At 63.8% G+C, this 25,681-nt stretch carries 26 protein-coding genes; 12 read left to right on the forward strand and 14 right to left on the reverse strand.

The window, feature by feature from the left end:
- Nucleotides 1-9: 9 nt before the first annotated feature.
- Nucleotides 10-375: a response regulator gene (locus PSV38_RS11765; RefSeq protein ID WP_230177572.1), complete on the reverse strand. Its 366-nt coding sequence runs from the start codon at nucleotides 373-375 to the stop codon at nucleotides 10-12.
- Nucleotides 376-407: 32 nt separating this feature from the next.
- On the reverse strand, nucleotides 408-1,241 hold the full coding sequence (locus tag PSV38_RS11770) for a response regulator (protein ID WP_300547636.1): 834 nt from the start codon (nucleotides 1,239-1,241) through the stop codon (nucleotides 408-410).
- 210 nt (nucleotides 1,242-1,451) lie between these two features.
- On the opposite strand from PSV38_RS11770, the gene PSV38_RS11775 reads away from it, so the two are divergent.
- From PSV38_RS11775 to PSV38_RS11790, 4 genes are all read left to right on the forward strand, one after another.
- Nucleotides 1,452-2,483, forward strand: coding sequence for a hypothetical protein (locus PSV38_RS11775; RefSeq protein ID WP_300547637.1), 1,032 nt, complete (start codon nucleotides 1,452-1,454; stop codon nucleotides 2,481-2,483).
- 15 nt (nucleotides 2,484-2,498) lie between these two features.
- On the forward strand, nucleotides 2,499-2,945 hold the full coding sequence (locus PSV38_RS11780; RefSeq protein ID WP_300547639.1) for a cytochrome c: 447 nt from the start codon (nucleotides 2,499-2,501) through the stop codon (nucleotides 2,943-2,945).
- A 10-nt stretch (nucleotides 2,946-2,955) separates the two neighbouring features.
- The gene (locus PSV38_RS11785; RefSeq protein WP_300547640.1) at nucleotides 2,956-3,609 is read left to right on the forward strand and encodes a cytochrome b/b6 domain-containing protein; all 654 of its coding nucleotides are present in this window, start codon (nucleotides 2,956-2,958) and stop codon (nucleotides 3,607-3,609) included.
- Nucleotides 3,610-3,702: 93 nt separating this feature from the next.
- Entirely contained in the window at nucleotides 3,703-4,725 is a 1,023-nt protein-coding gene (locus PSV38_RS11790) for a M12 family metallopeptidase (RefSeq protein WP_300547642.1), read from the forward strand.
- 22 nt (nucleotides 4,726-4,747) lie between these two features.
- On the opposite strand, the gene PSV38_RS11795 is transcribed toward PSV38_RS11790, so the two are convergent.
- From PSV38_RS11795 to PSV38_RS11825, 7 genes are all read right to left on the reverse strand, one after another.
- Entirely contained in the window at nucleotides 4,748-5,527 is a 780-nt protein-coding gene (locus PSV38_RS11795; protein WP_300547644.1) for an enoyl-CoA hydratase, read from the reverse strand.
- Nucleotides 5,528-5,559: 32 nt separating this feature from the next.
- A complete protein-coding gene (locus tag PSV38_RS11800; protein WP_300547646.1) occupies nucleotides 5,560-6,405 on the reverse strand; it encodes an alpha/beta fold hydrolase in 846 nt (281 codons plus the stop codon).
- Complete coding sequence (locus PSV38_RS11805; RefSeq protein WP_300547647.1) at nucleotides 6,405-7,346, reverse strand: alpha/beta fold hydrolase; 942 nt, start codon at nucleotides 7,344-7,346, stop codon at nucleotides 6,405-6,407. Before PSV38_RS11805 ends, PSV38_RS11800 begins: the two co-directional genes overlap by 1 nt.
- A gap of 3 nt (nucleotides 7,347-7,349) precedes the next feature.
- The gene (locus PSV38_RS11810; protein ID WP_300547649.1) at nucleotides 7,350-8,561 is read right to left on the reverse strand and encodes an acetyl-CoA C-acyltransferase; all 1,212 of its coding nucleotides are present in this window, start codon (nucleotides 8,559-8,561) and stop codon (nucleotides 7,350-7,352) included.
- Between the two features lie 17 nt (nucleotides 8,562-8,578).
- Entirely contained in the window at nucleotides 8,579-10,978 is a 2,400-nt protein-coding gene (locus PSV38_RS11815; RefSeq protein ID WP_300547651.1) for a 3-hydroxyacyl-CoA dehydrogenase/enoyl-CoA hydratase family protein, read from the reverse strand.
- Between the two features lie 90 nt (nucleotides 10,979-11,068).
- Nucleotides 11,069-12,859, reverse strand: a complete 1,791-nt coding sequence (locus PSV38_RS11820; protein WP_300547653.1) for an acyl-CoA dehydrogenase C-terminal domain-containing protein — start codon at nucleotides 12,857-12,859, stop codon at nucleotides 11,069-11,071.
- 86 nt (nucleotides 12,860-12,945) lie between these two features.
- Entirely contained in the window at nucleotides 12,946-13,614 is a 669-nt protein-coding gene (locus PSV38_RS11825) for a TetR/AcrR family transcriptional regulator (RefSeq protein ID WP_300547923.1), read from the reverse strand.
- Between the two features lie 307 nt (nucleotides 13,615-13,921).
- On the opposite strand from PSV38_RS11825, the gene PSV38_RS11830 reads away from it, so the two are divergent.
- The gene (locus PSV38_RS11830) at nucleotides 13,922-14,479 is read left to right on the forward strand and encodes an HNH endonuclease (RefSeq protein ID WP_300547655.1); all 558 of its coding nucleotides are present in this window, start codon (nucleotides 13,922-13,924) and stop codon (nucleotides 14,477-14,479) included.
- 2 nt (nucleotides 14,480-14,481) lie between these two features.
- On the opposite strand, the gene PSV38_RS11835 is transcribed toward PSV38_RS11830, so the two are convergent.
- On the reverse strand, nucleotides 14,482-15,219 hold the full coding sequence (locus PSV38_RS11835; RefSeq protein WP_300547656.1) for a Crp/Fnr family transcriptional regulator: 738 nt from the start codon (nucleotides 15,217-15,219) through the stop codon (nucleotides 14,482-14,484).
- 105 nt (nucleotides 15,220-15,324) lie between these two features.
- Here PSV38_RS11835 and PSV38_RS11840 point away from each other — a divergent pair, with 105 nt between their 5' ends.
- Entirely contained in the window at nucleotides 15,325-16,074 is a 750-nt protein-coding gene (locus PSV38_RS11840; RefSeq protein ID WP_300547658.1) for a GGDEF domain-containing protein, read from the forward strand.
- A 20-nt stretch (nucleotides 16,075-16,094) separates the two neighbouring features.
- On the opposite strand, the gene nhaR is transcribed toward PSV38_RS11840, so the two are convergent.
- On the reverse strand, nucleotides 16,095-17,000 hold the full coding sequence (gene nhaR / locus PSV38_RS11845) for a transcriptional activator NhaR (RefSeq protein ID WP_300547659.1): 906 nt from the start codon (nucleotides 16,998-17,000) through the stop codon (nucleotides 16,095-16,097).
- Nucleotides 17,001-17,094: 94 nt separating this feature from the next.
- Here nhaR and PSV38_RS11850 point away from each other — a divergent pair, with 94 nt between their 5' ends.
- The gene (locus PSV38_RS11850; protein ID WP_300547925.1) at nucleotides 17,095-17,850 is read left to right on the forward strand and encodes a TerC family protein; all 756 of its coding nucleotides are present in this window, start codon (nucleotides 17,095-17,097) and stop codon (nucleotides 17,848-17,850) included.
- A gap of 41 nt (nucleotides 17,851-17,891) precedes the next feature.
- On the forward strand, nucleotides 17,892-18,584 hold the full coding sequence (locus PSV38_RS11855) for a Bax inhibitor-1 family protein (protein ID WP_300547661.1): 693 nt from the start codon (nucleotides 17,892-17,894) through the stop codon (nucleotides 18,582-18,584).
- Nucleotides 18,585-18,636: 52 nt separating this feature from the next.
- Here PSV38_RS11855 and PSV38_RS11860 read toward each other — a convergent pair whose 3' ends face one another.
- Nucleotides 18,637-19,254 (reverse strand): TetR/AcrR family transcriptional regulator, encoded by a 618-nt coding sequence (locus PSV38_RS11860; protein WP_300547663.1) that lies wholly within the window; start codon nucleotides 19,252-19,254, stop codon nucleotides 18,637-18,639.
- Nucleotides 19,255-19,274: 20 nt separating this feature from the next.
- Nucleotides 19,275-20,867, reverse strand: coding sequence for an alkaline phosphatase D family protein (locus PSV38_RS11865; protein ID WP_300547665.1), 1,593 nt, complete (start codon nucleotides 20,865-20,867; stop codon nucleotides 19,275-19,277).
- 66 nt (nucleotides 20,868-20,933) lie between these two features.
- On the opposite strand from PSV38_RS11865, the gene PSV38_RS11870 reads away from it, so the two are divergent.
- The 4 genes from PSV38_RS11870 (at nucleotide 20,934) to PSV38_RS11885 (ending at nucleotide 24,986) form a co-directional block, all read left to right on the forward strand.
- Nucleotides 20,934-21,674 (forward strand): PhaM family polyhydroxyalkanoate granule multifunctional regulatory protein, encoded by a 741-nt coding sequence (locus PSV38_RS11870; protein WP_300547667.1) that lies wholly within the window; start codon nucleotides 20,934-20,936, stop codon nucleotides 21,672-21,674.
- Between the two features lie 9 nt (nucleotides 21,675-21,683).
- The gene (locus tag PSV38_RS11875) at nucleotides 21,684-22,946 is read left to right on the forward strand and encodes an FIST N-terminal domain-containing protein (protein ID WP_300547668.1); all 1,263 of its coding nucleotides are present in this window, start codon (nucleotides 21,684-21,686) and stop codon (nucleotides 22,944-22,946) included.
- 110 nt (nucleotides 22,947-23,056) lie between these two features.
- A complete protein-coding gene (locus tag PSV38_RS11880; protein ID WP_300547670.1) occupies nucleotides 23,057-23,491 on the forward strand; it encodes a hypothetical protein in 435 nt (144 codons plus the stop codon).
- A gap of 19 nt (nucleotides 23,492-23,510) precedes the next feature.
- The gene (locus PSV38_RS11885; protein ID WP_300547671.1) at nucleotides 23,511-24,986 is read left to right on the forward strand and encodes an FAD-linked oxidase C-terminal domain-containing protein; all 1,476 of its coding nucleotides are present in this window, start codon (nucleotides 23,511-23,513) and stop codon (nucleotides 24,984-24,986) included.
- A 2-nt stretch (nucleotides 24,987-24,988) separates the two neighbouring features.
- Here PSV38_RS11885 and PSV38_RS11890 read toward each other — a convergent pair whose 3' ends face one another.
- A complete protein-coding gene (locus PSV38_RS11890; RefSeq protein ID WP_300547673.1) occupies nucleotides 24,989-25,681 on the reverse strand; it encodes a GntR family transcriptional regulator in 693 nt (230 codons plus the stop codon).

The raw sequence follows: 25,681 nt of genomic DNA on the forward strand, positions 1-25,681 counted from the left end.
CTGCGCCGCTCAGGCCGCGAACTTCAGCGCATCGACGATCTGGTCGGCGCTGAAGGGTTTGCCGATCAGCATCTTGCCCCCTTGGGCCTTGGCCCAGACCTGGTCAGCGCGCGTGTTCTTGGTCGACACGAAAACCACCGGGATGCCTTTGGTGGCCGGGTCATCGGCCAGCGCGCGGCTGGTGCCGTAGCCGTCCAGCTGCGGCATCACGATGTCCAGGAAGATGATGCTGGGGCGGTCGTTCTTGGCACGCTCCAGGGCCTGCATGCCATTGCTGGCGGTGTTCACCAGCCAGCCCGCGTCTTGCAGGATGGTTTTCAGGTTCGACAGGTCGGTGGACGAGTCATCAACGACAAGGGCTTTATTGGCGGTCATGCCAGATCTCCGGATTGAATGATGGGATGGGCTCAGGCGTGTGCCCGGGCCTTGGCCTGCGTCGGATCGGTGATCCAGTCGCTCAAGTCGTCCACGGCCATGGATTTGCGCAAGGCCTTGGTGGTGGCGGCGTAGAACTGTTTCAGGCCCACCGGCTTGGTCAGGAAGATGTCGCAGCCCGCCAGCGCACCGCGGGCGCGGTCAAAGGGCGAGGACTGGCTGGTCAGGATGATCACGGGCGCCTTGTTGTTGCGGTTGCGCTTGATCTCGCGGGTCAGCGTGTAGCCGTCCATGTCGGGCATCATCACGTCGACATAGATCAGGTCGTACTGGCGGTTGGCCAATTGGGCCAACGCCGCCTTGGCACCATCGGCGATGTCGCAAGCCATGCCGATGTTCGACATGACATTGGCCAGCTGCGTGCGCACGGTCTGGCTGTCGTCCACCACCAGTGCGCGCAGCCTGTTGCGCGTGGGCGGCAGGGTGGTCACGGTACTGGTGGGTGAGGCGGCTGGCGCGGCTGGCGGCTGGTTGGCCAAGCTGTGCAGCAAACGCTCCAGGGTGGGCAGCAACTGCATCATCAATTGGTTGGACAAGAGTTCGCACTGGGCACCAGCCAGACCCACTTCCGACACCAGGTGCACCACCGGCAGGCTCGGCTTGCTCGCCAGCACCGTGGCCAGGCGCTTGCGCATCTCGGGATCGCTGTCATCCACCAGGGCCACATCCACCGTGGCCGAGGGCGTCCGCTCGGCCACGGTGAATGTGTAGTTGGCGCTTTTGAGGTGAGTGAGCACGATGCCGATCACCCGCATGTCGCGCTGCTGTGACGTGAACACCGCCACTTTCAGTTCCTGCTTTTTCATATACCCCTTCGGCGCTCGATGACTGCTCGGCAATTGGCACAAATGGCCCTGCATCCGAGTTTGCGTTATTCAAGCTTGGCGTGGTCAAGGGCCGCTGGCATGAAATCACACAGCTCACCGGTGTTGCACAACTCAACACCTGCTTACATGAGTAATAAACCAGCGCGCATTTTTCGAGATGGCTAGAATTTTTATAAACCAGGAGTCGTTGTGAAAACAGTATTCAACAATCTGTGCAAAATCACCGCTTTGACGGCCGCATTCGCCCTTTACGGCCAAATCGCCCATGGGGCCGACCTGCCCACGCCGTTGCACATTGAAAAATCCGTTGAAAAACTCACGAATCAGCTGAAACAGCTTTGCCCACTGGCCGATCCCGCCAGCCAAAGCGCGTTTGACCAGTGCCGCCAGGCCCTGTTCACCGACTCGCTGCTCAAACAGGCCATGGTCAAACCGGTGGTTTTGTGGGGGCGCCGGAAAGATGCCGAATTACCCCTTAAAGAAACTCACCTGACCGAATTCGACCCGGGCATATTGACCGGGCTTTATATACCGCTATTCATGTTTGATGGCAAATACAAGATCACTTACGTGGAGCGCGAGAAACTATTTCTGGCCACTCTGGGTGTGGGTTTCAGAAACCGACTGCAACCCGGTCAATTTCCATATCCATTCTGGCACGATGCCAATAAATGGGAGATGTATGAAAATGCCCGCTCCCTTTACCTGTGGATGGATCCACGAACCGGTTTAATTCGTTTCGCCCAATTTTCAAACCGAGGCAATCCGGCCGAGGGCCACGTGGTGAACAAAGCCACCTTGCCGACTTTCGATGGGAAATGGCTGTGGACGGATGCACAAGGCAAAACGCAACCCGCCGTCACCCTGTTCGATGGCCTGTACCGCGAAGACAACCCCTACAAGGCGCAATTGGACAAGTCTTACCGCGAGTTCGCCACCTCACTGCGCGATTCGCAATGCCTGAACTGCCACGTGCCCAACAACCCGGAGAAGATGAAGCGCCTGGTGCTGCTGCAATCGCCGGCCCACGCCTCGGGCGAGATCCACCGGGTATTGAAATCGGTGCGCGAACGCAAGATGCCGCTGGACGAGCAAGGCATCGAGAAAACGCTCGACCCGGCGATGGAAAAAACCTTGCTGGAAAAAGGCGGCGCCTTCGAGAAGTTCGTCGATGCCGCCATCGAATGGGAGCGCACGCAAGCGCCCCGCCCCATCAAGTAACCGAGGACTCTGAAGATGCGCTGCGCCTCTTTGATGATGGCCATGTTGCTCGCCCTACCCTGGTCGGCACAAGCCCAGTTCGCGCGCCTGAACGACGCGGTGAAGTACCGCCAGGCGGCCTTCCAGGTGCTCAGCACGCATGTGCAACGCGCGGGGGCCATGGCCAAGGGCGAAGTCCCTTTTGACAAGCCCGCCGCCGAAACCAACGCCGCCCTCATCGAAATGCTGTCCCGGCAACTGGCCACGGCGTTCCCGCCGGGGTCGGACATGGCGCCCTCCAAGGCCAAGCCCGAGGTCTGGCAAGAGGTCGCCCAGTTCAAGACCCACAGCGACCAATGGCAAGGCGCGGCGGCCAAGCTGTCTGGCGCCGCCCGGTCTGGCGATGCGAACGCGTTCAAGACCGCCTTCAATGCCCTGGCCCAGACCTGCAAGTCCTGCCACGACAGCTACCGCAACCGCTGAGGAGCCCCTCATGAAAACGATCAGGGTGTGGGACCTGCCCACGCGAATCTTTCATTGGGCCCTGGTGGTGATCATCGCAGGCGCGTTCATCACCCAGTACCTGGGCGGCACGGCGATGGACTGGCATTTCCGCTTTGGCTACGCGGCCTTGGCACTGGTGCTGTTCCGGGTGCTATGGGGCCTGATCGGCCCCCGGTATGCGCGCTTTGCCAGCTTCCTGCGCTCGCCCGCCACCATCGTCGCCTACCTGCGTGGTCGTGCGGGAGGGCAGCACTCGGGCCACAACCCGCTGGGCGGCCTGTCGGTGCTGGCCATGCTCGCGGTGATCCTGCTGCAGGCCGGCTCAGGCCTGTTCACCAACGATGACATCGCCAGCGAAGGCCCGCTGGCCCACCTCATCAACAAGGACCTGTCGGACCAGGTGAGCTGGCTGCACGCCCAAGTCACGAGCAAGCTCATCTATGGCTTGATCGGACTGCATCTGCTGGCCATCGTTTACCACCGCGTGCTCAAGAAGCGCGACCTGGTCACCCCCATGATCACGGGCGACCAGGTGGTGGAAGGCGACGCCCTGCCCGCCAATGATGGCGCCCCCGTGCGCACCGCCGCCCTGGTGCTCATGAGCGTGTGCGCCATGGGTGTCTACAGCGTGGTTCATTGGTGAGCTGACAAACTAGGGATGGCGGCCCCCCCATCCAGACTCCTATGCTGAAGTCGATCGTTTAGCCCCCTTTCGTCTTCAGCCCAGGAGCCCATCATGCCCGCACCCAAATGCTGCTTCGACCACATCCTTCCCCGTGACCTGCTGCGCCCCCGCAAGATGATGGCCGGCCCTGGCGGGCGCGTGCGTGCCATCAACCCCAAGGGCAAGAGCTGGGTGAATGGCTCCACGCTGCAGGTGCGCTTCATGGGCGGCACCAGCTCGCAACAGGCCAAGGCGCGCGAGCAGGCCGCGTGGTGGTCCAACGTGTGCAACCTCCAGTTCGACTTCAACAACGCGCCGCAGGCCGACCTGCGCATCACCTTCGATGACAACGATGGCGCCTGGTCCACCGTGGGCACCGATGCGCGCAGCGTGCCCTTCAACCAGGCCACCATGAACCTGGGCTTCCTGGATGGTGGCACCGCCGCGCACGAGTTCGGCCACGCCATCGGCCTGGCGCACGAGCACTCCAGCCCGGCCGGCGGCATCCAGTGGAACGAAGCGGCTGTGCTGAAAGCCCTCGCCGGCCCGCCCAATTTCTGGGATGCCGAGACCACGCGCCACAACGTGTTCTTCAGGTACTCGGCCGATCAGATCAACGGCACCACTTTCGATGCCGAGTCGATCATGCTGTACGCCTTCCCGGCCGAATGGACGACCAACGGCGTGGCCACGCACGCCAACGACGTGCTGTCATCCCTGGACAAGGAGTTCGTGGCCGGGGCCAAGATGTACCCCAAGTCCAACCCGGGCCTGCCCGGCGCCACGGCCTTGACCGTGGGTGCACCGCGCCTGCAAGCCAACATTGGGCAGGCTGGTGAAGAAGACCTCTACCGCTTCAACGCCGACACCGAGGGCGTTTACGTGATCGAGACGCGCGGCCAGACCGACGTCTACCTCAAGCTGTTCGGGCCCAACAGCGCCACCGCCCTGATCGACGAAGACGACGACAGCGGCTATGGCCTGAACCCCCGCATCTCGACGCCCTTGATGGCGGGCGACTACTTCGTGCAAGTGCGGCACTACGACCGTAGCTCAGGCACCGGCCAATACAGCGTGGGCGTGGTCAAGCGCTGACCACGCCGCGCGGTGTTTCAACTCACAGCTTCGAGAAATCGGGCCGACGCTTTTCCATCACCGCGCTGATAGCCTCCTTGGCGGCCGGCCCACGCAACAGTTCGCCAAAGTGCTTGAATTCCTGCTGCATCACGGCCGAGAGGCCTGTGTGCGCCTGCTTCATCAGCGCTTTGGTGATGCGCACCGATTCGGTCGGCTTGGCGGCCAGCTTCAAGGCCTGGGCCTGGGCATAGCCCGCCACTTCGTGCGGTGGCAGGATGCGGTTGACCAGGCCCATGTCCACGGCCTCTTCGGCATAAAAGGCTTCGCCCAGCAGCAGCTTTTCAGCAGCGCGCGGGTAGCCCACCAGGGCGGGCAGCAGCAGGCTGGCACCGGCTTCGGGGCACAGCCCCAGGTTCACGAAAGGCAGGCTGAAGGCCGCGTTGTCGCCCGCGTAGACCAGGTCGCAGTGCAACAGCAAGGTCGTGCCAATGCCCACTGCCGGGCCGCTGACCGCCGCCACCACGGGCTTGGGGAAGGTGCGCAAGGCCTCCAGGAAGCGGAACACCGGCACGGGCTTGTCCGCCTCGGTGGAGGGCGGGTTATTCCTGAAATCGGCCAGGTCGTTGCCAGCGGTGAAGATCTGCTCGTGGCCCTGGATCACCACCGCACGCACGGCGCTGTCGGTGGCGGCCTCGGTCAAGGCATCGGCCAGCGAGGTGTACATGGCCGTGGTGATGGCGTTCTTCTTGTCCAGGCGGTTGAAAGTCAGCGTCAGCACGCCAGCTTCGACATGGGCCAGGATGGCTTGGGCTTCGGTCATGAGGGGTCTCCTAGTGTGAGGGGGGCAAGGGGTCAGTCGGCGATCCAGGTCAGGGCCAAAGGCCACAGCGTGCTCGCCGACTGGGGTTTGAACAAGCCGAAATGCCCCAGGCGCTTGAGGCCATGGGCATGCGGCCGCAAGGATTCAAAGCGTGTGGGCGCATTCGGGTAAAGGCGGTAAAGACGGCGGATGCCTTCGGGGCTGATCAGCTCGTCGTCTTCGATCAAGGCCGCGGTGATGGGCGTGCGCACCTGCGCGTAACGGGCGCGCAACTCGTTGCCCTCGGCCCCGATGTAGTCGGGGTTCAGGCACCAGCGGCGCCACTGCCACATCGCCTGTTTGGGGATGGTGCCCAGCACACCCAGGCGTTCGCCCGGAAAGTGCCCGAACAAGGTCACGGCCACGGGCGCCAGGAACCACCACAACAGGTGCACCGAGATGCGCAACTGCGGCGCGTTGTAGCGCCAGTAGCCGCTGCCACTGGCTACCGTCACCATGCGGTCGAAATGCTCACGGCCATCCAGCCAGCCAAAGATCTGGCCACCCAGGCTGTGGCCCAGGAAAGTTCGCGGCACACCGGGCCAACGCCGCAACAGCTCGGCCAGCGCGGCAGGGTGATCCTGCTTGACCCAATCGGTGATGCTGGCCACATAGCCGCGCAACGATGCGGGGGCCGACTCGCCCATGCCCCGGCAATCAAAGGTCAGGACGGCAATGCCCTGCTGGGCCAGCCACGTGGCAAACGGGCGGTAGAAAATTTGTGGCACGCCCATGGCCGATGACAGCAGCACGGCCCGCCGCACCTCGCCCTCGGGTTGGTAGGCGTGCGCCACCACCGTGCGCCCGTCCTCGGTGATCAGGTGCAAGGTGGCTTCCATCAATGGGCTCCCGCCAACGCGTCGCTCAGACCCAGCCATTCACGACTCAAGCCCCAGACCTTGGGCCCCGTGCGGGCATGGAAGAAATTGAAATGGCCGATGGCCCGCACCCCATGGTCTTTGGGTTTGACCAGCACGTGCGTGACCGGCGCGTTGCGGTAGTGCGCATGCTGCGCCCGCACGCCTTCATGGCTGGCAAACACATCGTCGTCGATCATCACGGCGGTGATCGGCTGAGTCACGCGCGCATAAGCCTGGCGTGCATGCTCCCCATCGCTGAGCACGAAATCAGGGTGCTGGCTCCAGCGCTTCCACTGCGCCACCACGCCGCGCGGCACATCGCCCACCGCTTTCATGCGGCGGCCCGCGAAGTAGCCATGCCGCGCCACGCTCAAAGGCACCATCACGTGCCAAAACACGCTGATGACATACCGCAATGGCCGCGCCAGGTGCGCGCCATAACCACTGCCACTGGCCAAGGTGGTCACATGGTCGATGCGGGGGTGCTGCGGCATCAGGCCATACAAAATGCCACCCATGCTGTGGCCGAACCAGCTGATGGGCAACTCAGGATGGCGCTGCGCCACCGCGTTCATCACAGCAGGCGCATCGTGCAAAGCCCAGTCGCTCAAGCGGGCTCGGTAGCCCAGCAAACTGGCCGGGGCCGAACGCCCCATGCCGCGCCAATCAAAGGTGTAGACCACGCACCCTTGCTCCGCCAGCCACACCGCATAGCGCTGGTAAAACGATTGGGGCACCCCCAACGCCGTGGCGATGATCACGGCGCGGCGCACCGGCACACCCTGCGGCCGGTAATGCTGCACGGCCAAGTGTTGGCCGTCGTCGGTGGTGATGGTCAAGGACTCCAGAACAGTCTCCAAGAAAAAGCCCGCACGGTGGCGGGCTTTTTCAACAGCGTCAAACGACGGTGAACCAGGCAAGGATCACAGGCGTTCGATGATGCCGGCAGCACCTTGGCCGGTGCCGATGCACATCGTCACCATGCCGTACTTGCCGCCCGTGCGGTGCAGGCCATGCACCACGGTGGCTGCACGGATCGCGCCGGTCGCGCCCAGCGGGTGGCCCAAGGCGATCGCGCCGCCCATGGGGTTGACCTTGGCGCGGTCGAGCACGTGGCCCTTGGCGTCCAGGTCCTTCAGCACGGCCAGCGATTGCGCGGCAAAGGCTTCGTTCAGCTCGATCCAGTCCAGATCAGAAGCCTTCAGGCCGGCGTACTTCAGCGCCAATGGGATCGCTTCGATCGGGCCGATGCCCATGATTTCAGGCGGCACGCCCTTGACGGCGAAGCTCACGAAACGGGCCAAGGGCTTCAGGCCGTACTTCTCACAGGCTTCTTTCGAAGCCAGGATCAGGCAGCCAGCGCCGTCGGACGTTTGCGAGCTGTTGCCCGCCGTGACCGAACCCTTGGCGGCGAACACAGCGCGCAGCTTGGCCAGCCCTTCCAGGCTGGTCTCAGGGCGAGCGCCTTCGTCTTGCGAGATCGTCTTCTTGGTGATCGTCACTTCGCCTGTTTCCAGGTTGGGTGTGCGCACCTCGATTTCGATCGGGGTGGTCTCGGCCTTGAAGAAGCCCGCTTGTTGGGCGGCCACGGCGCGGCGGTGGGATTCGACCGCGAAAGCGTCTTGCTCCTCGCGGGTCACCTTCCACTGCTCGGCCACCTTCTCGGCGGTCATGCCCATGCCGTAGGCGATGCCCACGTTCTCGTCGTTGTTGACGATTTCGGGGTTGAAGGATGGCTTGTTGCCGCCCATCGGCACCATCGACATCGATTCGACACCACCGGCGATCATGACCTCGGCCTCACCCACGCGGATGCGGTCGGCGGCCATGGAGATGGCGGTGATGCCAGCCGCGCAGAAACGGTTGACGGTGGCACCGGCCACGGTCTTGGGCAAGCCCGACAGCAGCACGGCGATCTTGGCCACGTTCATGCCTTGCTCGGCCTCGGGCATCGCGCAGCCAATGATGGCGTCTTCGATGGCAGCGGGGTCGAGCGTGGGCACTTGCGCCAGGGCGCTTTTGATCACGGCCACCAGCAGGTCGTCAGGACGGGTGTTCTTGAACACGCCACGACCAGACTTGCCGATCGGGGTGCGGGTGGCGGCGACGATGTAGGCGTCACGAAGTTGAGTCATTTGGATGCTCCGATCGATCAGTTGCGGACGGGCTTGCCGGTGGACAGCATGCCCATGATGCGCTCTTGCGTCTTGGGGTTGTCCAGCAGCGAGCAGAAGTGCTTGCGCTCCAGGGCGTGCAGGTATTCCTCGGTCACTTGCGTGCCGTAATCGACGTCGCCGCCGGTCAGGACATCAGCGATGGCCGAGCTGATCAGGTAGTCGTGAGCGCTGATGAAGCCACCGTCACGCATGTTGATCAGCGAGGATTGCAGCGTGGCCTTGACGTTGCGGCCGGCCACCGGGAACAGGCGCTTGGCCGGGGCACGGTAGCCCGACTCGTACATGGCCTTGACCTGGGCGATCGCCACGTACAGCAGCTCGTCCTTGTTGGGGACGATCACGTCGCCGTCGATCAGGTAGCCGTACTTCTTGGCTTCGATCGCAGAGGTCGCCACCTTGGCCATCGCGGCCGCCTGGAAGGCTTCCTTGATGAAACCGATCAGGTCGCCACCGATCTGGCCGGACACGCCCTTGGACGGCTCCAGCAGTTCGGCCGCGCGGCGGGCCAGGTAGGCCAGGCCACCGCCGCCGGGGATCAGTCCCACGCCGACTTCCACCAGGCCCACATAGCTTTCCATGGCAGCAACGCGCTTGGACGCGTGCACGGCCAGCTCGCAACCACCACCCAGGGCCAGGCCGTGCATGGCGGCCACGGAAGGCACGTTGCTGTAGCGCAGGCTCAGCATGAAGTCTTGCAGTTCCTTCTCGAACGGGGCAATGGCCTTGCCACCGCCGGACATGAAGGCAGGCATCATGGATTGCAGGTCAGCACCGGCCGAGAACGGGCCGTCTTGCGACCAGATCACCAGGCCCTTGTAGCTGTCTTCAGCCAGCTTCAGACCCTTGGCCAGGCCAGCGGTGACTTCGGCCGAGATGGTGTGCATCTTGGACTTGATCGAGGCGATGACCACTTCGTCGTCCAGCGTCCACAGGCGGATGGCGGCGTCTTCATGCAGCGTTTTGCCAGCCGTGTCGGCCGACTTGGCACCCGAACCCAGCACGTCTTCACGGAAGAACTGGCGGTCGTACACGGGCAGCTTGCGCTGCGGCACGTAGGTCTTCTTGGCAGGGCTCCACGAACCTTCGGACGTGTGCACGCCGTCACGGCCGTCGAACACCCAGGCGGGCAGCGGCGTCTTGGTGATGGCCTTGCCAGCGTCGATGTCGGCCTTGACCCATTCGGCCACTTGCTTCCAGCCGGCGTCTTGCCAGATCTCAAAGGGGCCTTGCTTCATGCCATAGCCCCAGCGCATGGCCAAGTCCACGTCACGGCAGGTGTCGGCGATGCCTTCACCAGTTACGGCAGCGTAGTGGAAGGCGTTGCGCAGCATCGCCCACACCAGCTGGGCTTGCGGGTTGCTCGATTCACGCAGCGCCTTGAGGCGCTCAGCGGCAGGCTTGCGCAGGATGTCGGTGACTTCCTTGTCGGCTTTGTTGCCCGCAGGCACGTACTCGCCGGTCTTCACGTCGAACTGCGTGATGACCTTGCCGTCCTTTTTGAAGAAGCCGGCCTTGGTTTTTTGGCCAAAGTTACCCTTGTCCAGCAGCGCTTGCACGTCGGCAGGCATGGCGAAAGCGGCGGCGAACGGATCAGCCGCGCAACCCACTTGCAGGGTCTTGATCACGTGGGCCATCGTGTCGATGCCGACCACGTCGCAGGTGCGGTAGGTGCCCGAAGAGGCGCGGCCCATGCGCTTGCCGGTCAGGTCGTCGACGATGTCGTAGCCCAGGCCGAAGTTCTTCACTTCGATCATGGAGAACAACAGGCCGGCCACGCCCACGCGGTTGGCGATGAAGTTGGGGCTGTCTTCGCAACGCACAACACCCTTGCCCACGGCGGTGGTCACGAAGGCTTCGAGCTGGTCGATCACCACGGCGTTGGTGTACGCGGTCGGGATCAGCTCAACCAGGTACATGTAGCGCGGCGGGTTGAAGAAGTGGATGCCCAGGAAGCGCGAGCGCAACTGTTCAGGCAGCACATCGGCCATGGCCGTGATGGACAGGCCCGAGGTGTTGGTGGCCAGGATCGCGTGGTCATTGACGAAAGGCGCGATCTTCTTGTAAAGATCTTCCTTCCAGTCCAGACGCTCGGCGATGGCTTCGATGATCAGGTCGCAACCGCGCAGCTCTTCGAGGTGCTCTTCGTAGTTGGCTTGCTGGATCAACACAGCGTCGTCGGTCACGCCCAGGGGCGAGGGCTTCAGCTTCTTCAGGCCTTCGACGGCCTTGGTGACGACCCCGTTCTTGGGGCCTTCCTTGGCGGGCAGGTCGAACAGCACGACCGGCACCTTGCAATTGACCAGATGGGCAGCGATCTGCGCACCCATCACGCCGGCGCCGAGCACGGCGACCTTGCGGACATTGAATCGACTCATTGTTCTCTCCTAGCGGAACACTCTGTGGATGTGGAGATGGTGAATGAGGAAGCGGCTTGAAAACCACCGCTTCCCCGCAAAGCCCGTTGATTAGAACAGGGCTTCGTCCATTTCCGTCAGGGGCTTCAGACCGGCCTTGGCCGTGATCATCAGGGTTTCGACTTCAGGCAGCAGCTTGGCAAAGTAGAAGCGGGCGGTGGCCAGCTTGGCGATGTAGAACTTGTCGCCCGAGCTTTGCTTTTCCAGCGCGATCTTGGCCATGCGGGCGAAGAAGTACGAGTACACCAGGTGGCCGACCACGCGCAGGTAATCCACCGCAGCGGCGCCCACTTCGTCGGGGTTCTGCATGCCCTTCATGCCGATTTCCATCGTGAAGGCTTGCACCTTCGTGCCCAGCTCAGCCAGGGGCTTGGTGAACTCTTGCATGGCCTCGTTGTCGGCGTTTTCCTTGACGAAACGGCCCACGGTCTTGCCAAACTTGGTCAGCTTGGCGCCACCGTCGCCCAGCACCTTGCGGCCCAACAGGTCCAGCGACTGGATGGTGTTGGTGCCTTCGTAGATCATGTTGATGCGGGCGTCGCGCACGAACTGCTCCATGCCCCACTCGTGGATGAAGCCGTGCCCGCCGTATACCTGCTGGCAATGCGTGGTTGCAATCCAGGCGTTGTCGGTGATGAAGGCTTTGACGATCGGGGTCAGCAGGGCCACGATGTCGTCCGATTCCTTGCGGACAGCTTCATCGGGGTGGTTGTGCGACTTGTCCAGCTCGATGGCGGTGTAGTACACCAGGGCGCGGGCGCCTTCAGCGTAGGCACGGGCGGTCAGCAGCATCTTGCGCACATCGGGGTGCACGATGATGGGGTCGGCGGCCAGGTCAGGGCGCTTGGGGCCCGACAGGGAACGCATCTGCACGCGGTCCTTGGCGTACACCACGGCGTTTTCATAGGCCACTTGCGTCAGGCCCAGGGACTGGTTGCCCACGCCCAGGCGGGCGCCGTTCATCATCACGAACATGGCGGGCAGACCGCGGTGGGGCTTGCCCACCAGGGTGCCGTTGGCGCTTTCCAGAACGATCTGGGCCGTGGCATTGCCATGGATGCCCATCTTGTGTTCCAGGCCACCGCAGTAGATGCCGTTGCGCGAACCCAGCGAACCGTCGGCGTTCACGTTGAACTTGGGCACCACAAACAGCGAGATGCCCTTCGAGCCTTCAGGGGCGTCGGGCAGGCGGGCCAGCACCAGGTGGACGATGTTCTCGGCCATGTCGTGTTCACCGGCCGAGATGAAGATCTTGGCGCCGGTGATCTTGTAGCTGCCGTCGGCTTGGGGTTCAGCCTTGGTGCGCAACAAGCCCAGGTCGGTGCCGCAATGGGGTTCGGTCAGGCACATCGTGCCGGTCCACTGACCGCTGGTCAGCTTGGGCAGGTACAGGGCCTTTTGCTCAGGCGTGCCGTGGGCTTCCAGGGCAGCGTGCGCGCCGTGGCTCAGGCCGGGGTACATGGTCCAGGCCTGGTTGGCCGAGTTCATCATTTCGTAGATGGCCTGGTTCACCAGCTGGGGCATGCCTTGGCCGCCCCACTCAGGATCAGCGCTCAGGCCGGACCAACCATTTTCGGTGTAGGTCTTGTAGGCTTCCTTGAAGCCATCGGCGGTCTTGACTTCGTGTGTGGTCTTGTCCAGCACGCAGCCTTGCACGTCGCCGATCAGGTTCAGCGGGGCCAGCACCTTGGAGGCGAACTTGCCGCCTTCTTCCAGCACGGCATTGACCGTGTCGGCGTCCAGATCGGCGTAAGCCGGGATGGTCTTCAATTCATCAACCGCGCCCAGCAGCTCATGAATCACGAACTGCATGTCGCGCAGTGGGGGGTTGTAAGTAGGCATCGTGGAGCTCCTCGGTCACAAAAACACGGTTAATGAGAAAGACCTGATCACACTTTTAAAGTGGGTGATTTCAGGGTGGGACGGGGTCAAACGGCTGCCAGGGGTGCCGAAGCCAACCCGGCTTTGGCAGCGTCAGACGCCACCATTCCAGACGGTGTCGAAGGCGCGCCCAGTGCATAAAACTGGACAACACGCTCAAACGCCGCACGGGCCCGGTCCTCTGCCCCCTTCGAGCGCAAAAAACGCGCATCGTGGTGGAGCGACAGGATCAGGCCATGGATCTCGAACAACATTTGCATGGGGTCGGTGTCTTCGCGAAGTTGACCCAACTCCATCGACAAGCGGATGGCGCGCCCCAGGGCGCCGTGCCAAGTCAGCACCATGCCCGCCAGGGCGTCGCGCACCAAGCCGGGGCGGTCGTCGAATTCGACGGCGCCGCTGATGTAAATGCAGCCTGAATCAAGCTCGGTGGCAACCATGGCAACCCAGCGCTCGAACATGGCGCGCAGGCGCGGCAGACCGCGTGGTTCACGGATGGCGGGCAGAAAGACCTCGGCAGAAAAGCGCTCGTGGTATTCGCGGATGACAGAGATTTGAAGTTCTTCGCGGGAGCCGAAGTGGGCGAACACGCCCGACTTGCTCATGCCGGTGACCTCGGCCAAGGCACCGATCGACAGGCCTTCGATGCCCATTTGCGAGGCCAGGTTCAACGCGGCCTCCAGGATGGTGGCGCGCGTTTGCAGGCCTTTGGCCACCCCTTGGCTGCCACGCCCACGCTCACGCGCCGCGTCTGCGGTCTGTTTGGCGTCAAGGGGCAGGGATTCAGACAAGGAGGCTCCCGGGGAATAAAACGAACGATCGTGCTATTTTGCAGAAAACCGAGCGGTGTGTGTGCGTTCTACTCAACTTTTTTTGAGGATTTTTAGACAATCGATCTGTTCAGATCCCACGCGGACCGGGTTCGCCCTTGGTTTGAAGGCTCTTAAGACACGGTTCTGCCGTCAAAGTGATCTATCCTGTCGGCAGCAATCCCCCCCTTTGGAGACTTTGTGGAGAGGCTGTATGGACGTGCTGCAACTTGACGTGTCAGGCCGTCCGCAGGCTTGGCTGTCGGCCAAGGAAGCGGCGGTTTTGTATGCCAGTGACGGTGTCGCGTGGACTCTGGGCGAGCCTTGCATGGTTTTGCGCGGTGGAGTTCAGCGCCGCACTGGGCTGCAATCCAGGCTGGAGCTGCACTCGATCATCGCGGTGCACGGCAGCGTCCCCAGCCGGGCCTGGCGCCAAGAGCCGGCCTTGTCCAACCCCAAGTTGTTCACCCGCGACCGCCAGGTCTGCGCTTACTGCGGCCACCGCTTTCAGCTCGACGACCTGACCCGCGAGCACATCGTGCCCACCTCGCGCGGCGGCATCGACTCCTGGAAGAACTGCATCACCGCTTGCCGCAACTGCAATGGCCGCAAGGGCAACCGCACCTTGAACGAGCTTGGCTGGCAACTCTATTACCTGCCCTACGTGCCCAGCCTGCATGAAGACATGATCCTGCGCGGGCGCCGCATCCTGGCCGACCAGATGGAGTTCTTGCTGGCCAGCGTGCCGGCGCACAGCCGATTGCGGGCCTGACCTTAAACCAGGGGCCGCTGCGGCGGTCGCCCATCGCCATACAAATCGGCCAGGCGCGCCAGGGCCTTCACATCGCGCATGTACAGCCGCCCGTCGGCAAGGTGGTGCAGCCCACGCCGCTCCAGCTTGCGCAAGGTCTTGTTGGTGTGCACCAAGGACAGGCCCAGGCCATCGGCAATGTGCTGCTGGGTCAGCGGAAAACGCACCCCCTGCACACCACCGTCGGCCTGCAGCGCCGCCGCGCGCTTGAAGAGCAGGATCAACAACATGGCGATGCGCTCCTCGGCACTGCGCCGCCCCACTGACAACAAGGTGTCATCGACCAGGGACTCTTCGTGCGCGGTCAGCCAAGTGATGTTGAAGCCCATCGTCGGTGAGCGGCGGTGCAACTCCCAAAGCGCGTCACGCTGGAAAACACAGAATTTGGCCTCGGTCAGGGTATCCACGCCATGGGCGGCCGAATCGCCCATCTTCTGCTGCACGCCGATGAAATCGCCCGGCAGCAAAAAGGTGAGGATCTGCCGACGGCCGTCACTCAAGGTTTTGTAGCGAAAGGCCCACCCTTCCAGCAACGTGTAAAGCGGGGTGTCGGTTTGACCTTCATGGACCAGCGTCGCATCCGCCTTCAGACTGACCTCGCGCTTCTTCAGAGACTGGACCAAGACCTGCTCGTCGGAACTCTGCTCAATGAACAGTGGCAGGGTTCGCAACGGACAGTTGGCGCAAGGCACATCAGGCATGTGATTTCATCCAGTTGCCATGTGTCAAATGACACATTGACGAAGTTGCACTCTGTCTACATTGTCGCGAATGTTTTACTTCAATGATCCCCGGAGCGGGCCCCGATGACCCAATTTGCGCCCCCGTACGCACCGCCCGTCCATGGCGACCAGGTTGAGGCAGACGACTGGGACATCCTCTTTCGAGCCGTTCAGACCAGGCTGAGACAGGCCACCGACCGCCTGGCCGACCATCGGCCCATCCAGGACTGCCTGGTGGAATGCCTGGAGGCCTTTGAGCAACTGCGCGCCACCGCCCTGCGCGAATGGCACCGACCAGCCCCACTGACTGGCACCACCGCCCTGGAGCGCCTGGCCCGCCACGCGGCCCTGCACGACAGCCTCACTTCGCTGCCCAACCGCGGCTTCTTCCGCACCTTGTTGGACCACGCCTTGGCCCATGTTCAGGCAGAGCGCAGCGCCCTGGCCGTGCTGTACCTCGACCTGGATGGCTTCAAGGCGATCAACCTGACCCACGGCCAGGCCACTGGCGATGAGCTGCTCAAACTGGTGGGCGCGCGGCTCAGCCGAACTGTGCGTGCGGGGGACATGGTGAGCCGCCTGGGCGACGACGAATTCGCCTGCCTGCCCGCCGACCCCATGGACCCGACTCAGTTGAGCCGCCTGGCGCGCAAGCTGTTCGACGCGGTATCGGTGCCATTCAGGATTGGCACGCTGGAAATCACCGTGCGCCCCAGCATCGGCATTGCCATCAGCCCCCTCCATGGCGCCACCACCCAAGTCTTGCTGGAGCGGGCAGAAGACGCGATGTACCGGGCCAAGGACAACAAGTCAGGGTTTGCCTTTTTCGATTGACCTGAAGGCGCAGTCGGCGATCAAACCCCAAACAAGGCCTCCCTCGCCGCCTGCGTGATCGCCACCACGCAAGGGTGGGTGATGCGCCGCTCGACCGAGATGGCGTAAAACTCTTCCACCAACTCCGAGGTGCGCCCCAGCACTTCCACCCCGTGCTGGGCGCAGGTTTCGTCCTCCAGCACGGTGGGCGCCATGAACACGCCGCGCCCCTCGCCGCCAAACGCCTTCATCAGCGCCGCGTCGTCAAACTCGCCAATGGCGCGCGGGTGCAACTGGTGCTCGGCCAGCCAGACATCCAGCCTTTGCCGCATGGCAGAGGCCGCCCCTTGCAACAGCATGGGCGCGCCATCCAGGCACTGCGGAAATGTGCGCCCACCCAACTCCAGCTTCGATTTCAACACCGGGGTGGCAAAAAAACTCATGGCCGTCGTGCCCAGCGCATGGCTGAACGCCTTGACGCTGACCTGCTTGCCCATGGGCTCGTCGGCGATCACCAAATCCAGGCGGTGCACCGCGATCTGCCCCAACAGGTTGTGAAAATCACCCTCATGGCAAATCAAACGCACGGGTTCGGGCAAACCCAGCGCGGGCTCCAGCAAGCGGTAGGCGATGGCCTTGGGCACCGAATCGGCAATGCCCACGCGAAAATCCAACACGGTTTGGCCGCTGCGCACCTTGCCCATCGCCGCTTCCAGCTCGGTTCCCAAGGCAAAGATCTGGTCCGCGTAGCCCAAAGCCACCCTGCCTTCCTTGGTTAATTCCAGCCGCCGCCCCACTTTCTGGAACAAGGCGCAACCTAACTGGGCTTCCAGCAACTTGATCTGCCCGGACAGCGTCTGTGGGGTGGTGTGGAGTTGCTCGCCCGCCTTCATGACCCCACCGGATTTGGCCGTCGCCCAGAAGTAGTAGAGGTGCTTGAAATTCATTGACTGCGGCTTTCTCGAAGTGAAGCTTCAGAAAATTCGACTTTACGCGAAGTGTCACCTCCGTTAGATTCAAGGCTCGCTCAACTTTGACCAAATCGTGGAATTCCTGCTCGACCCCAACATCTGGATCGCTTTTGCGATGCTCACCGCCCTCGAAATCGTCCTGGGCGTGGACAACATCATCTTCATTTCCATCCTGGTGGGGCGTTTGCCGCCCGAACAGCGTGACAAGGCACGGCGCCTTGGCCTGGGCTTCGCGATGTTCTCGCGCCTGGCCCTGCTGTTCTCGCTGAGTTGGGTCATGGGCCTGACCGCCGAGGTGTTCAACGTGGCCGGCAACAGCATCAGCGGGCGCGACATGGTGCTGCTGTTTGGTGGCCTGTTCCTGCTCTACAAGGCTTCGCACGAGATCTTCGTCGAGGTGGAAGCCCGCGAACAAGATGGCCCGCCCGCCACGGATGCTGCGGCATTGACTGCCGCCGGCAAGAAAATGATGTGGGCCATCATCGGCCAAATCGCTGTGATCGACATCGTGTTCTCGCTGGACTCGGTCATCACGGCAGTCGGCATGGTCGACGAGATCGGTGTGATGGTGGCGGCTGTGATCTGCGCTGTTGGCGTGATGATGATCGCAGCCAAGCCCATCGGCGATTTCGTTGACCGCCATCCGTCGGTCAAGGTGCTGGCCCTGGCTTTCCTGGTGATGGTGGGCATGGCTCTCACCGCCGAAGCCTTCGATGCGCATGTGCCCAAGGGTTACCTGTATGCCGCCATGGCCTTCTCGCTCGGGGTGGAAGCCCTGAACATCCGTGCCCGCAACAAGCGTCAGTTGGCCAAGTCGCTCGCCTGATCCCTGCCCCACCGTTTTTTGTTTTTGACTGGAGGTTCACCATGAATCAAATGCTTCAAACCGCCGACCAAAGTGCTTTTGGCACCACGGCCGCCCAACGCAACCGCGTGTTGCGCAACACCTATGCATTGCTCGCGCTGTCGATGATCCCGACGGTGCTGGGCGCTTGGCTGGGCGTGGCCTCCGGCATCGCCAGCATGATGACGCCTGGCGTGGGCGCCATCGTGTTCCTGGTCGGCGCTTTCGGCTTCATGTTCGCGATCGAGAAGACCAAGAACTCGTCGGCCGGTGTGCCCATTCTGCTGGCCTTCACCTTCTTCATGGGCCTGATGCTGGCCCGACTGATTGGCACGGTGCTGGGCCTGGCCAACGGCGCCAGCTTGGTGATGACGGCATTTGCCGGCACCGGCGCGATCTTCCTGGGCATGGCGTCGCTGTCCACCGTCATCAAGCGTGACCTGAGCTCGATGGGCAAGTTCCTGTTCATCGGCATGATCATGTTGCTGGTGGCCGGCATCGCCAATATCTTCATCCAGTCCAGCGCCCTGATGATCACGCTGTCGGTGATTTCGATCGGCATCTTCTCGGCCTTCATCCTGCACGACCTCAAGCGCGTGCAAGATGGCTACGAAACCAACTACATCACGGCCACGCTGGGCGTGTACTTGAGCATTTACAACGTGTTCCAGTCGCTGCTGGCGCTGTTGGGCATCTTTGGTGGCCGTGACGAGTAAACGTCCTTGACGTTCAAGATCAAGCCGGGCTGATGCCCGGCTTTTTTACGTGTCATGCCCGCTGCGCCAAGCCTGAAAAGCAGCTCTCGATCAACCACGCGATGATCTGCTCATGCGCATGGCCACCGGCCTTGAGCACGCCCAGCACCGGGTCGCAAGCGCGGGCAAACAGCGTGTAAAGCATCACTTCAGGTGGCAAACTCTGGCTGAGCTGACCATCGGCCTGGGCCTGCACAATCCATTCGCCCAGTTTTTCGCTCACGGCCATCAGCAGGTTCATGTAGTCGGCATCGGCCATCAGCTCGGCGCGCAGGCTGGAGTTCTGCGCGGGCAAGGAGGGCATCTCGCCCGCCAGTTGCACTTCCATGGTCCAGCGCGCCACGGCCTTCAGGCGCTCGACCGGATCGACGGGGCCTGGCGGTTGTTCAAGCTCCGTCAGGTAGTCCATTGACCGGCGCAGGATGCGGTTCATGGCCGCGGCGGCCAGGGCTTCTTTGGAGGCGAAGTGCTTGTACAAGCTAGCCTTGGCAATGCCCACATCCGCAGCCACCTCGTCCATGGTCATCAGGTCAAAGCCCTTGTCGGCCAGCAAGCGGTTGACCGAAGCCACGATGGCCTCTTCGCGCGCCTTGAGCACCTGCTGCTTGAATGAAACTTTGGGATTGGCCATGCCGATGATTGTAGGCAGGCTCAGACTTTGCGCGGCCCGGGCACGCCTCGGTCGATGACATAGCTGGCTTGCGTGTGCAGGCGCGAGTCGGCCCGCACCGGGTGGGGCGTGGCGCGGAACTCGCACGACACTTGTTGAGGGGTCACGTTCAGCAGCACGAAACCGCGTTCGTCACTGCGCAGGTGCAGCAGGTCCGGGTTGACCGCTTTCATCCACTGAGAGATGAGTTCGCTCAGGCCCGGGCTGCTGATGGACGAGGTGACAATTTCGCTGGCCACGATGGGAGATTGCAGGTCGGACGGTTGCAAGCGCAGGTTGGCAGCCACATGCCGGTGCACATCTCCGCCCAGGCAAACCACGTCGGGCACGCGCGGCTGGGCGATGGCAGCCATCAGGCGTTCGCGCGCGGCGGGAAAGGCGTCCCAGCCATCGCCATACAGGAGTTTGCCGAAACGGCCCGTCAGGCCGGACGGGCTGATCTGCGTGCTTTGCACGATGAACTTCCAGGCGCGCGTGCTGGTGGCCAAGCCATCGGCCAGCCAGAGTTCTTGGTCCTGGCCGAGCATGCTGCGCTCGGGCTTGAGGGCGTCCGGGCAGCGCCACAGCATGCGGCCATTGCGCGGGCCGCGCCAGGTGCTGCACACATGCTCGCTGCGGAACTGGCGCGTGTCCAGGGTCCACAGCTCGGCCAATTGGCCCCACTCGTAGCGGTCGTGCATGCGCATGCTGGCGGCCACGGGTGCACGATTAGGCGAAATGGGCAGGTGCTCGAAATACGCCTGGTAAGCGGCCGTTCGCAATTTGACGAACTGCGCCTGCTTCAGGTCATCGTCAGGCTCGGTCAACCCGGCGTAGTCGTTGAGCACATCGTGGTCGTCCCAGACCATCAACCAAGGGTGGGCGGCATGGCATGCACGCAAGTCCGCTTCCTGCCGGTAGGCGGCATGGTGTTGGCGGTAATGCCCCAGCGTGAACCTGGCCTTGTTGCGCGGAAACTGGTGCGAATGCTGACGCACGCGCAGGTAGCCTGGCAACTGGTTCTCGTAGAAGTAGTCGCCCACGAACAGCACCAGGTCGACATCGCTGGCGGCGATGTCGCGGTGCACACTGAAGTACCCCGCCTCGAAGTGCTGACACGACGCCAGCGCGATGCGCAAACGCGGCGTGGCTTCGCGCGGATCGGGGGCGGTGCGGGTGCGCCCAATGGTGCTGACCTGGCCCGCCACCTGGAAACGGTAGAAGTACTCGCGCCCCGGCAGCAAACCCGTCACCTCGACATGGACGCTGTGCGCACGCGCGGCCTCGGCCAACTCCGAGCCCTGGCGCACGAGCTGGTCAAAGCGGGAATCGCTGGCCACCTCCCAGTGCACGGCCACGGACTGCGGAGGCATGCCGCCATCGGCCCGATCGGGTTTGGGGGCCAGGCGTGTCCACAGCACCACGGAGGTGGGACGCGGTTCGCCGCTGGCCACCCCCAAGGTGAAGACCTCGGCGCTTTCGCGCCAGTTGTCCAGCGTCGGGGCCTGCGCCCGCGCCAGCGGCGAGAACATCTGCTGCCATGCCAGAGCAGCGGCGGTTCGACTGAGGTGGCGAAGGAGTTCTCGGCGTTGCATGAAGCTGGTGATTATGCGGTGGCTTGGGGGCACAATGAGCTGCCGATTGCTTCAGGAGCCTTGCCCATGCCCACCCGCCCGACCAGTCCCGATCCCAGCAACGCATCCGGTGGCGATGCCTCGTCAGCCTTTGGCGGGCTGGGGGCAGGCATGTCCTTCTTTCAAGACTGGATGAAAGCCGCTGGCAGCGCACTGCCCAACCTTCAGGCAGCCCAAGGCTTGGGTGGCAAAAGTGCCACACCCTGGAGCCTGCCCACGCTCGACCCGGAAGAGTTGGACAAGCGCATCCAGGATCTGAAGACCGTGCAGTTCTGGTTGGAACAGAACTCGCGCCTCATCGGCATGACGATCCAGGGCCTGGAGGTGCAGCGCATGACCTTGACCACACTGCGCGGCATGAATGTGTCAATGGACGCGGTTCGCGAATCACTCAAGGCGCGCACCGCCTCGCCCGCACCGGCCGAGGACCCCGAGCCAGAGCCGACCGCACCGCCGCCCTCGGCCACCGCCGATGAGTCGGCCGACCAGCCCGCCGTGAACCCGCTGCGCTGGTGGGACACCCTGACCCAGCAGTTCAGCAACCTGGCCAACCAGGCCGTGCAGGTGGCCCAGGCCAGCGCGCAGGGCATGGAGGCCGCCGCCAGTGCGCCATCAGCGCCAACCCAGGAAGAACCTGCGCAGCCCGCGCGGGCCTCCAAGGCCACGGGCACCAGCAAGGTGGCAGCCAAGACCACGCCACGCCCCACCCGCAAAACCTCCGCCGCCAGCGTTCGCCCGAGGTCCAAGGACAGCGGCTCATCAGACTGATCGATCACCATGCCCGACGCCTCCACCCTGACCATGGCGCCGCGCTTTTTGCACGCGCACGCCACGCACCCGCAGGCGGACCTGGCCTTGTCACTCGTGTGGGCACAGCTGGAGTCGCAAGGTGCCGCCACCATGGGCGCCACACTGGGCTGGTGCTACCTGACCGACGCGCTGGCGCCGCAGGCTGAAGCCATCCTGCGCGGCCTGCGCGAACGCTTGCCCGGCGTGGCCTGGGTGGGGGGCGTGGGCATGGGCGTGCTCGCCAGTGGGGTGGAGTACATCGACGAACCCGCCCTGGCGGTGATGGTGTCCACCTTGCCCAGCGAAGACTTTCGGGTGTACTCGGGCCAGCAACCCTTGCCCCCCCTGCCCCGCCTTGGTTTGACGGCGCTGTCGATGTCGTCCAGCGTGGGCTTCGTGCCGCACGTGGCGCAGGTGCACGCCGATGCCCACACGCCAGACCTGCAGGAGTTGATCACGGAGCTGGCGGGGCGCACGCGCACCGGTTACCTGTTCGGGGGCCTGAGCACGGGGCGCATTCGCAGCGTTCACCTGGCGCTGGACCCGCTGGCCGAGCATGGCGAGCAGGCCCAGGGCGTGTGGTCCGGCGGCGTCTCGGGCGTGGCGTTTTCCGACCGTGTACACCTGGTGTCGCGCGTGACCCAGGGTTGCCAACCCATTGGCCAGGCCCGCCAGATCACTGCCGCCGAGCGCAACGTGGTTTACGAACTGGATGGCGAGCCCGCCCTGAACTGCCTGCTGCGCGACCTGAACCTGAACGCCTCGGTGACGGCCAACGGCCTGCCGCGCGAGGCCCTGCCCAAGGTGCGGGCCACGCTGGTGGGCCTGACCGACGCGGCCAGCGACCTGCTGGAACACCGGCACACCTTTGGCGCCGACACCCGCGTGCGCCACCTGGTAGGCCTGGACCCGCAACGACAGGGCGTGGCCGTGAGTGACCTGGTCGAGGTTGGCATGCAATTGGCGTTTTGCCAGCGCAACGCGACCGCGGCGCGGCGCGACCTGGTGCGCGCCTGCGCCGAGATCCGAGAAGAGTTCGACCCACAAGACGGGGCCAGCCGCACGCCGGCCGGGGCCATCTACATCAGCTGCGCTGGCCGGGGTGGCCCGCATTTCGGTGGCCCGAATGCCGAAATGCAGATCATCCGGCATGCGCTGGGCGACATTCCCCTGGTGGGCATGTTCGCAGGCGGCGAAATCGCCCGCCACCACCTGTACGGCTACACGGGCGTACTGACCGTCTGGGCCTGAGCAATCACCCCCTTTTGGGTTCCCCACCCAAGGGGATAGGCACCAAGAGGGTACCCGAGCACACTGCCGTCTGTCGGCCGCGCTGGGCCATTCACTTGCAGGATGTCGCCATGATTGCTCGCGTTTACACCAAGACCCAACCCATCCCCTTCAACACCAAATCCCTGTCGGACGACGCCGAGCCCGAGCAACGCAAAGCCGTGCCGCTGGCCACCGTGTCATGGGCCCGCCCCGCCCTGGGCACGCACAAGATCACCACCGCCACCGTGCGGCGCTCGGCCTTGAGCAGCGGCCACGCCAGCGAGCCAGCACGCACCGCGAGCAGTCAAACTACCAGTCACACCACCATCGGTCACAGCGCCCCGGCCCCCACTGCTCGCCGCACCACACACCTGAGCGCCAAATACCTGGGAGGCGGCAACCTGAGCGTGCGCTCCTCGGTCACCGGTCGGCACTACCGCTTTGAAGGCCACGGCGCCACCTTGGCCATCGACAGCCGCGATCAACTCATGCTGGGCCGCATCACGGAGCTGTTGATCGCCTGAGTGCCTTACAGTGGGGGCGATGGACACCCAACGCACCCAACGCCAGCGCGACGTGGTCGCCGCCCTGCACCGCGTGCTGCCAGCGCGCAGCGTGCTCTGGCACGACGAAGCCGTCGCCCCTTTTGAATGCGATGGCCTGAGCGCCTACCGCCAACGACCCCTGGCCGTGGCCATGCCCGAGACCCACGAAGAGGTGGGTGCGGTACTGAAAGCCTGCCACGCCCTGCAAGTGCCCGTGGTGGCGCGCGGCGCGGGCACCGGCCTGTCGGGCGGGGCTTTGCCTGACGCCCTGGGCGTGACGCTGTCGCTGGCCCGCCTGACCAGCATCGTTCAGATCGACCCTTTGGCGCGCACCGCCATCGTCCAATGCGGCGTGCGTAACCTGGCCATCAGCGAAGCGGCCGCGCCCCATGGCCTGTACTACGCCCCCGACCCCAGCAGCCAGATCGCCTGCACCATTGGCGGCAACGTGGCCGAGAACGCGGGTGGCGTGCATTGCCTGAAATATGGCCTCACGGTGCACAACGTCCTGCGTGTGCGGGGCTACACCATCGAAGGCGAGTTGCTGGAGCTGGGCAGCGAGGCACTTGATTGCGCGGGCCTGGACCTGCTGGCCGCCTTCATCGGCAGCGAAGGCCTGCTGGGCGTGGCCACCGAAGTGACCGTGCGCCTGTTGCCCAAACCGCAAGTGGCCTGCTGCCTGCTGGCCAGCTTCGACGAGGTGGGCAAGGCCGGTGACGCCGTGGCGGCCATCATCGGCGCTGGCCTGATCCCGGCCGGCCTGGAGATGATGGACGGCCCCATGACGGTGGCCGTGGAAGATTTCGTGCGCGCGGGCTACGACCTGAGCGCCGCGGCCATCTTGCTGGTTGAAAGCGATGGCACCCAGGAAGAGGTCGACGAAGAGATCGCGCGCCTGACCGCCGTGTTGCAGTACGCGGGCGCCACCCGCATCGAATGCAGCCAGGATGAGGCGCAGCGCCTGCGCTTCTGGAGCGGCCGCAAAAATGCCTTTCCGGCCACGGGCCGCATCAGCCCTGACTACCTGTGCATGGACGCATCCATCCCGCGCCGCTGCCTGGCCGAGATGCTGCACGCCATCGGCGCCATGGCCATCACCCATGGGCTGCGCTGCGTCAACGTCTTCCACGCGGGCGATGGCAACCTCCACCCCTTGATCCTGTTCGACGCCAACAACCCGGATGAGCTGAAGCGCGCCGAAGCGTTTGGCAACGACATCCTGCGCATGGCCGTGAAACTGGGCGGCACCATCACCGGCGAACATGGTGTGGGCGTTGAAAAGCTGGACGCCATGTGCACGCAGTTCAGCGATGCCGAACGCGCGCAGATGCTGGCCTTCAAGGCCGCCTTCGATCCGCTGGGGCTGCTCAATCCGGGCAAGGCGATCCCCATGCTGGCACGCTGCGGCGAGCTGCGCGGCCTGGTCAAGTCCAGTGCCCTGAACACCGCCTTGAGCGACCTGCCACGCTTGTAAGCTCAGCTGCGCCGGGCCTGGTAGAGCATGTCCAGCGTGATGTGCCGAACCTCCAGCTTGCTTTGCTCGATGTGGGCGCGCAGCAGGCGTTGCGCCTCGTCGGTGCGCCTTTGCGTGATCGCCCGGATGATGCGCCCGTGCTCCTGGTAGGTGGCTTCCACGCGTGCGGGCTTGGTGAAGTCCAGGCGCCGGATGATGCGGATGCGCTCGGTGATGTCGTCGTGCACGCGCGCCATCTCGGCATTGCCGGTGGCGTGCACCAGCGATGAATGGAAGGCCTCGTCCAGCATGTCGACCATGCTGGTCACCGGGTGGCGCTCATCGGTCTTGACCAGCCAGGTGTCGGCCAGCGTCTTGAGGATGGGGCGGTCTTCGGCCTCGCACAGCTTGACCACGGCGTGGGTTTCCATCAGCACGCGGAAGTCGTAGAGCTGGTCAAACACCTCGAAGTTGAGCGGCTCAACCTGCCAGCCGCTTTTGGGAAACACCTGCAGGAAGCCTTCGCTTTGCAGGCGTTGCAAAGCCTGGCGCAAGGGCGTGCGGCTGACCTGCACGCGGCCGGCCATGTCGCTCTCCGAAAAGCGATCACCCGGCAGCAGCACGAAGTCGAAGATGAGTTGCTTGATCTGCGCGTAAGCCCGTTCGGCCAGTGTCGCGGGCGACGAGGTGTTGAAGGGCGGCGCGATCAGGCTCAC

Origin of the sequence: Aquabacterium sp. (assembly GCF_029946005.1) — a bacterium.
Classification (GTDB): Bacteria; Pseudomonadota; Gammaproteobacteria; order Burkholderiales; family Burkholderiaceae_C; genus Aquabacterium.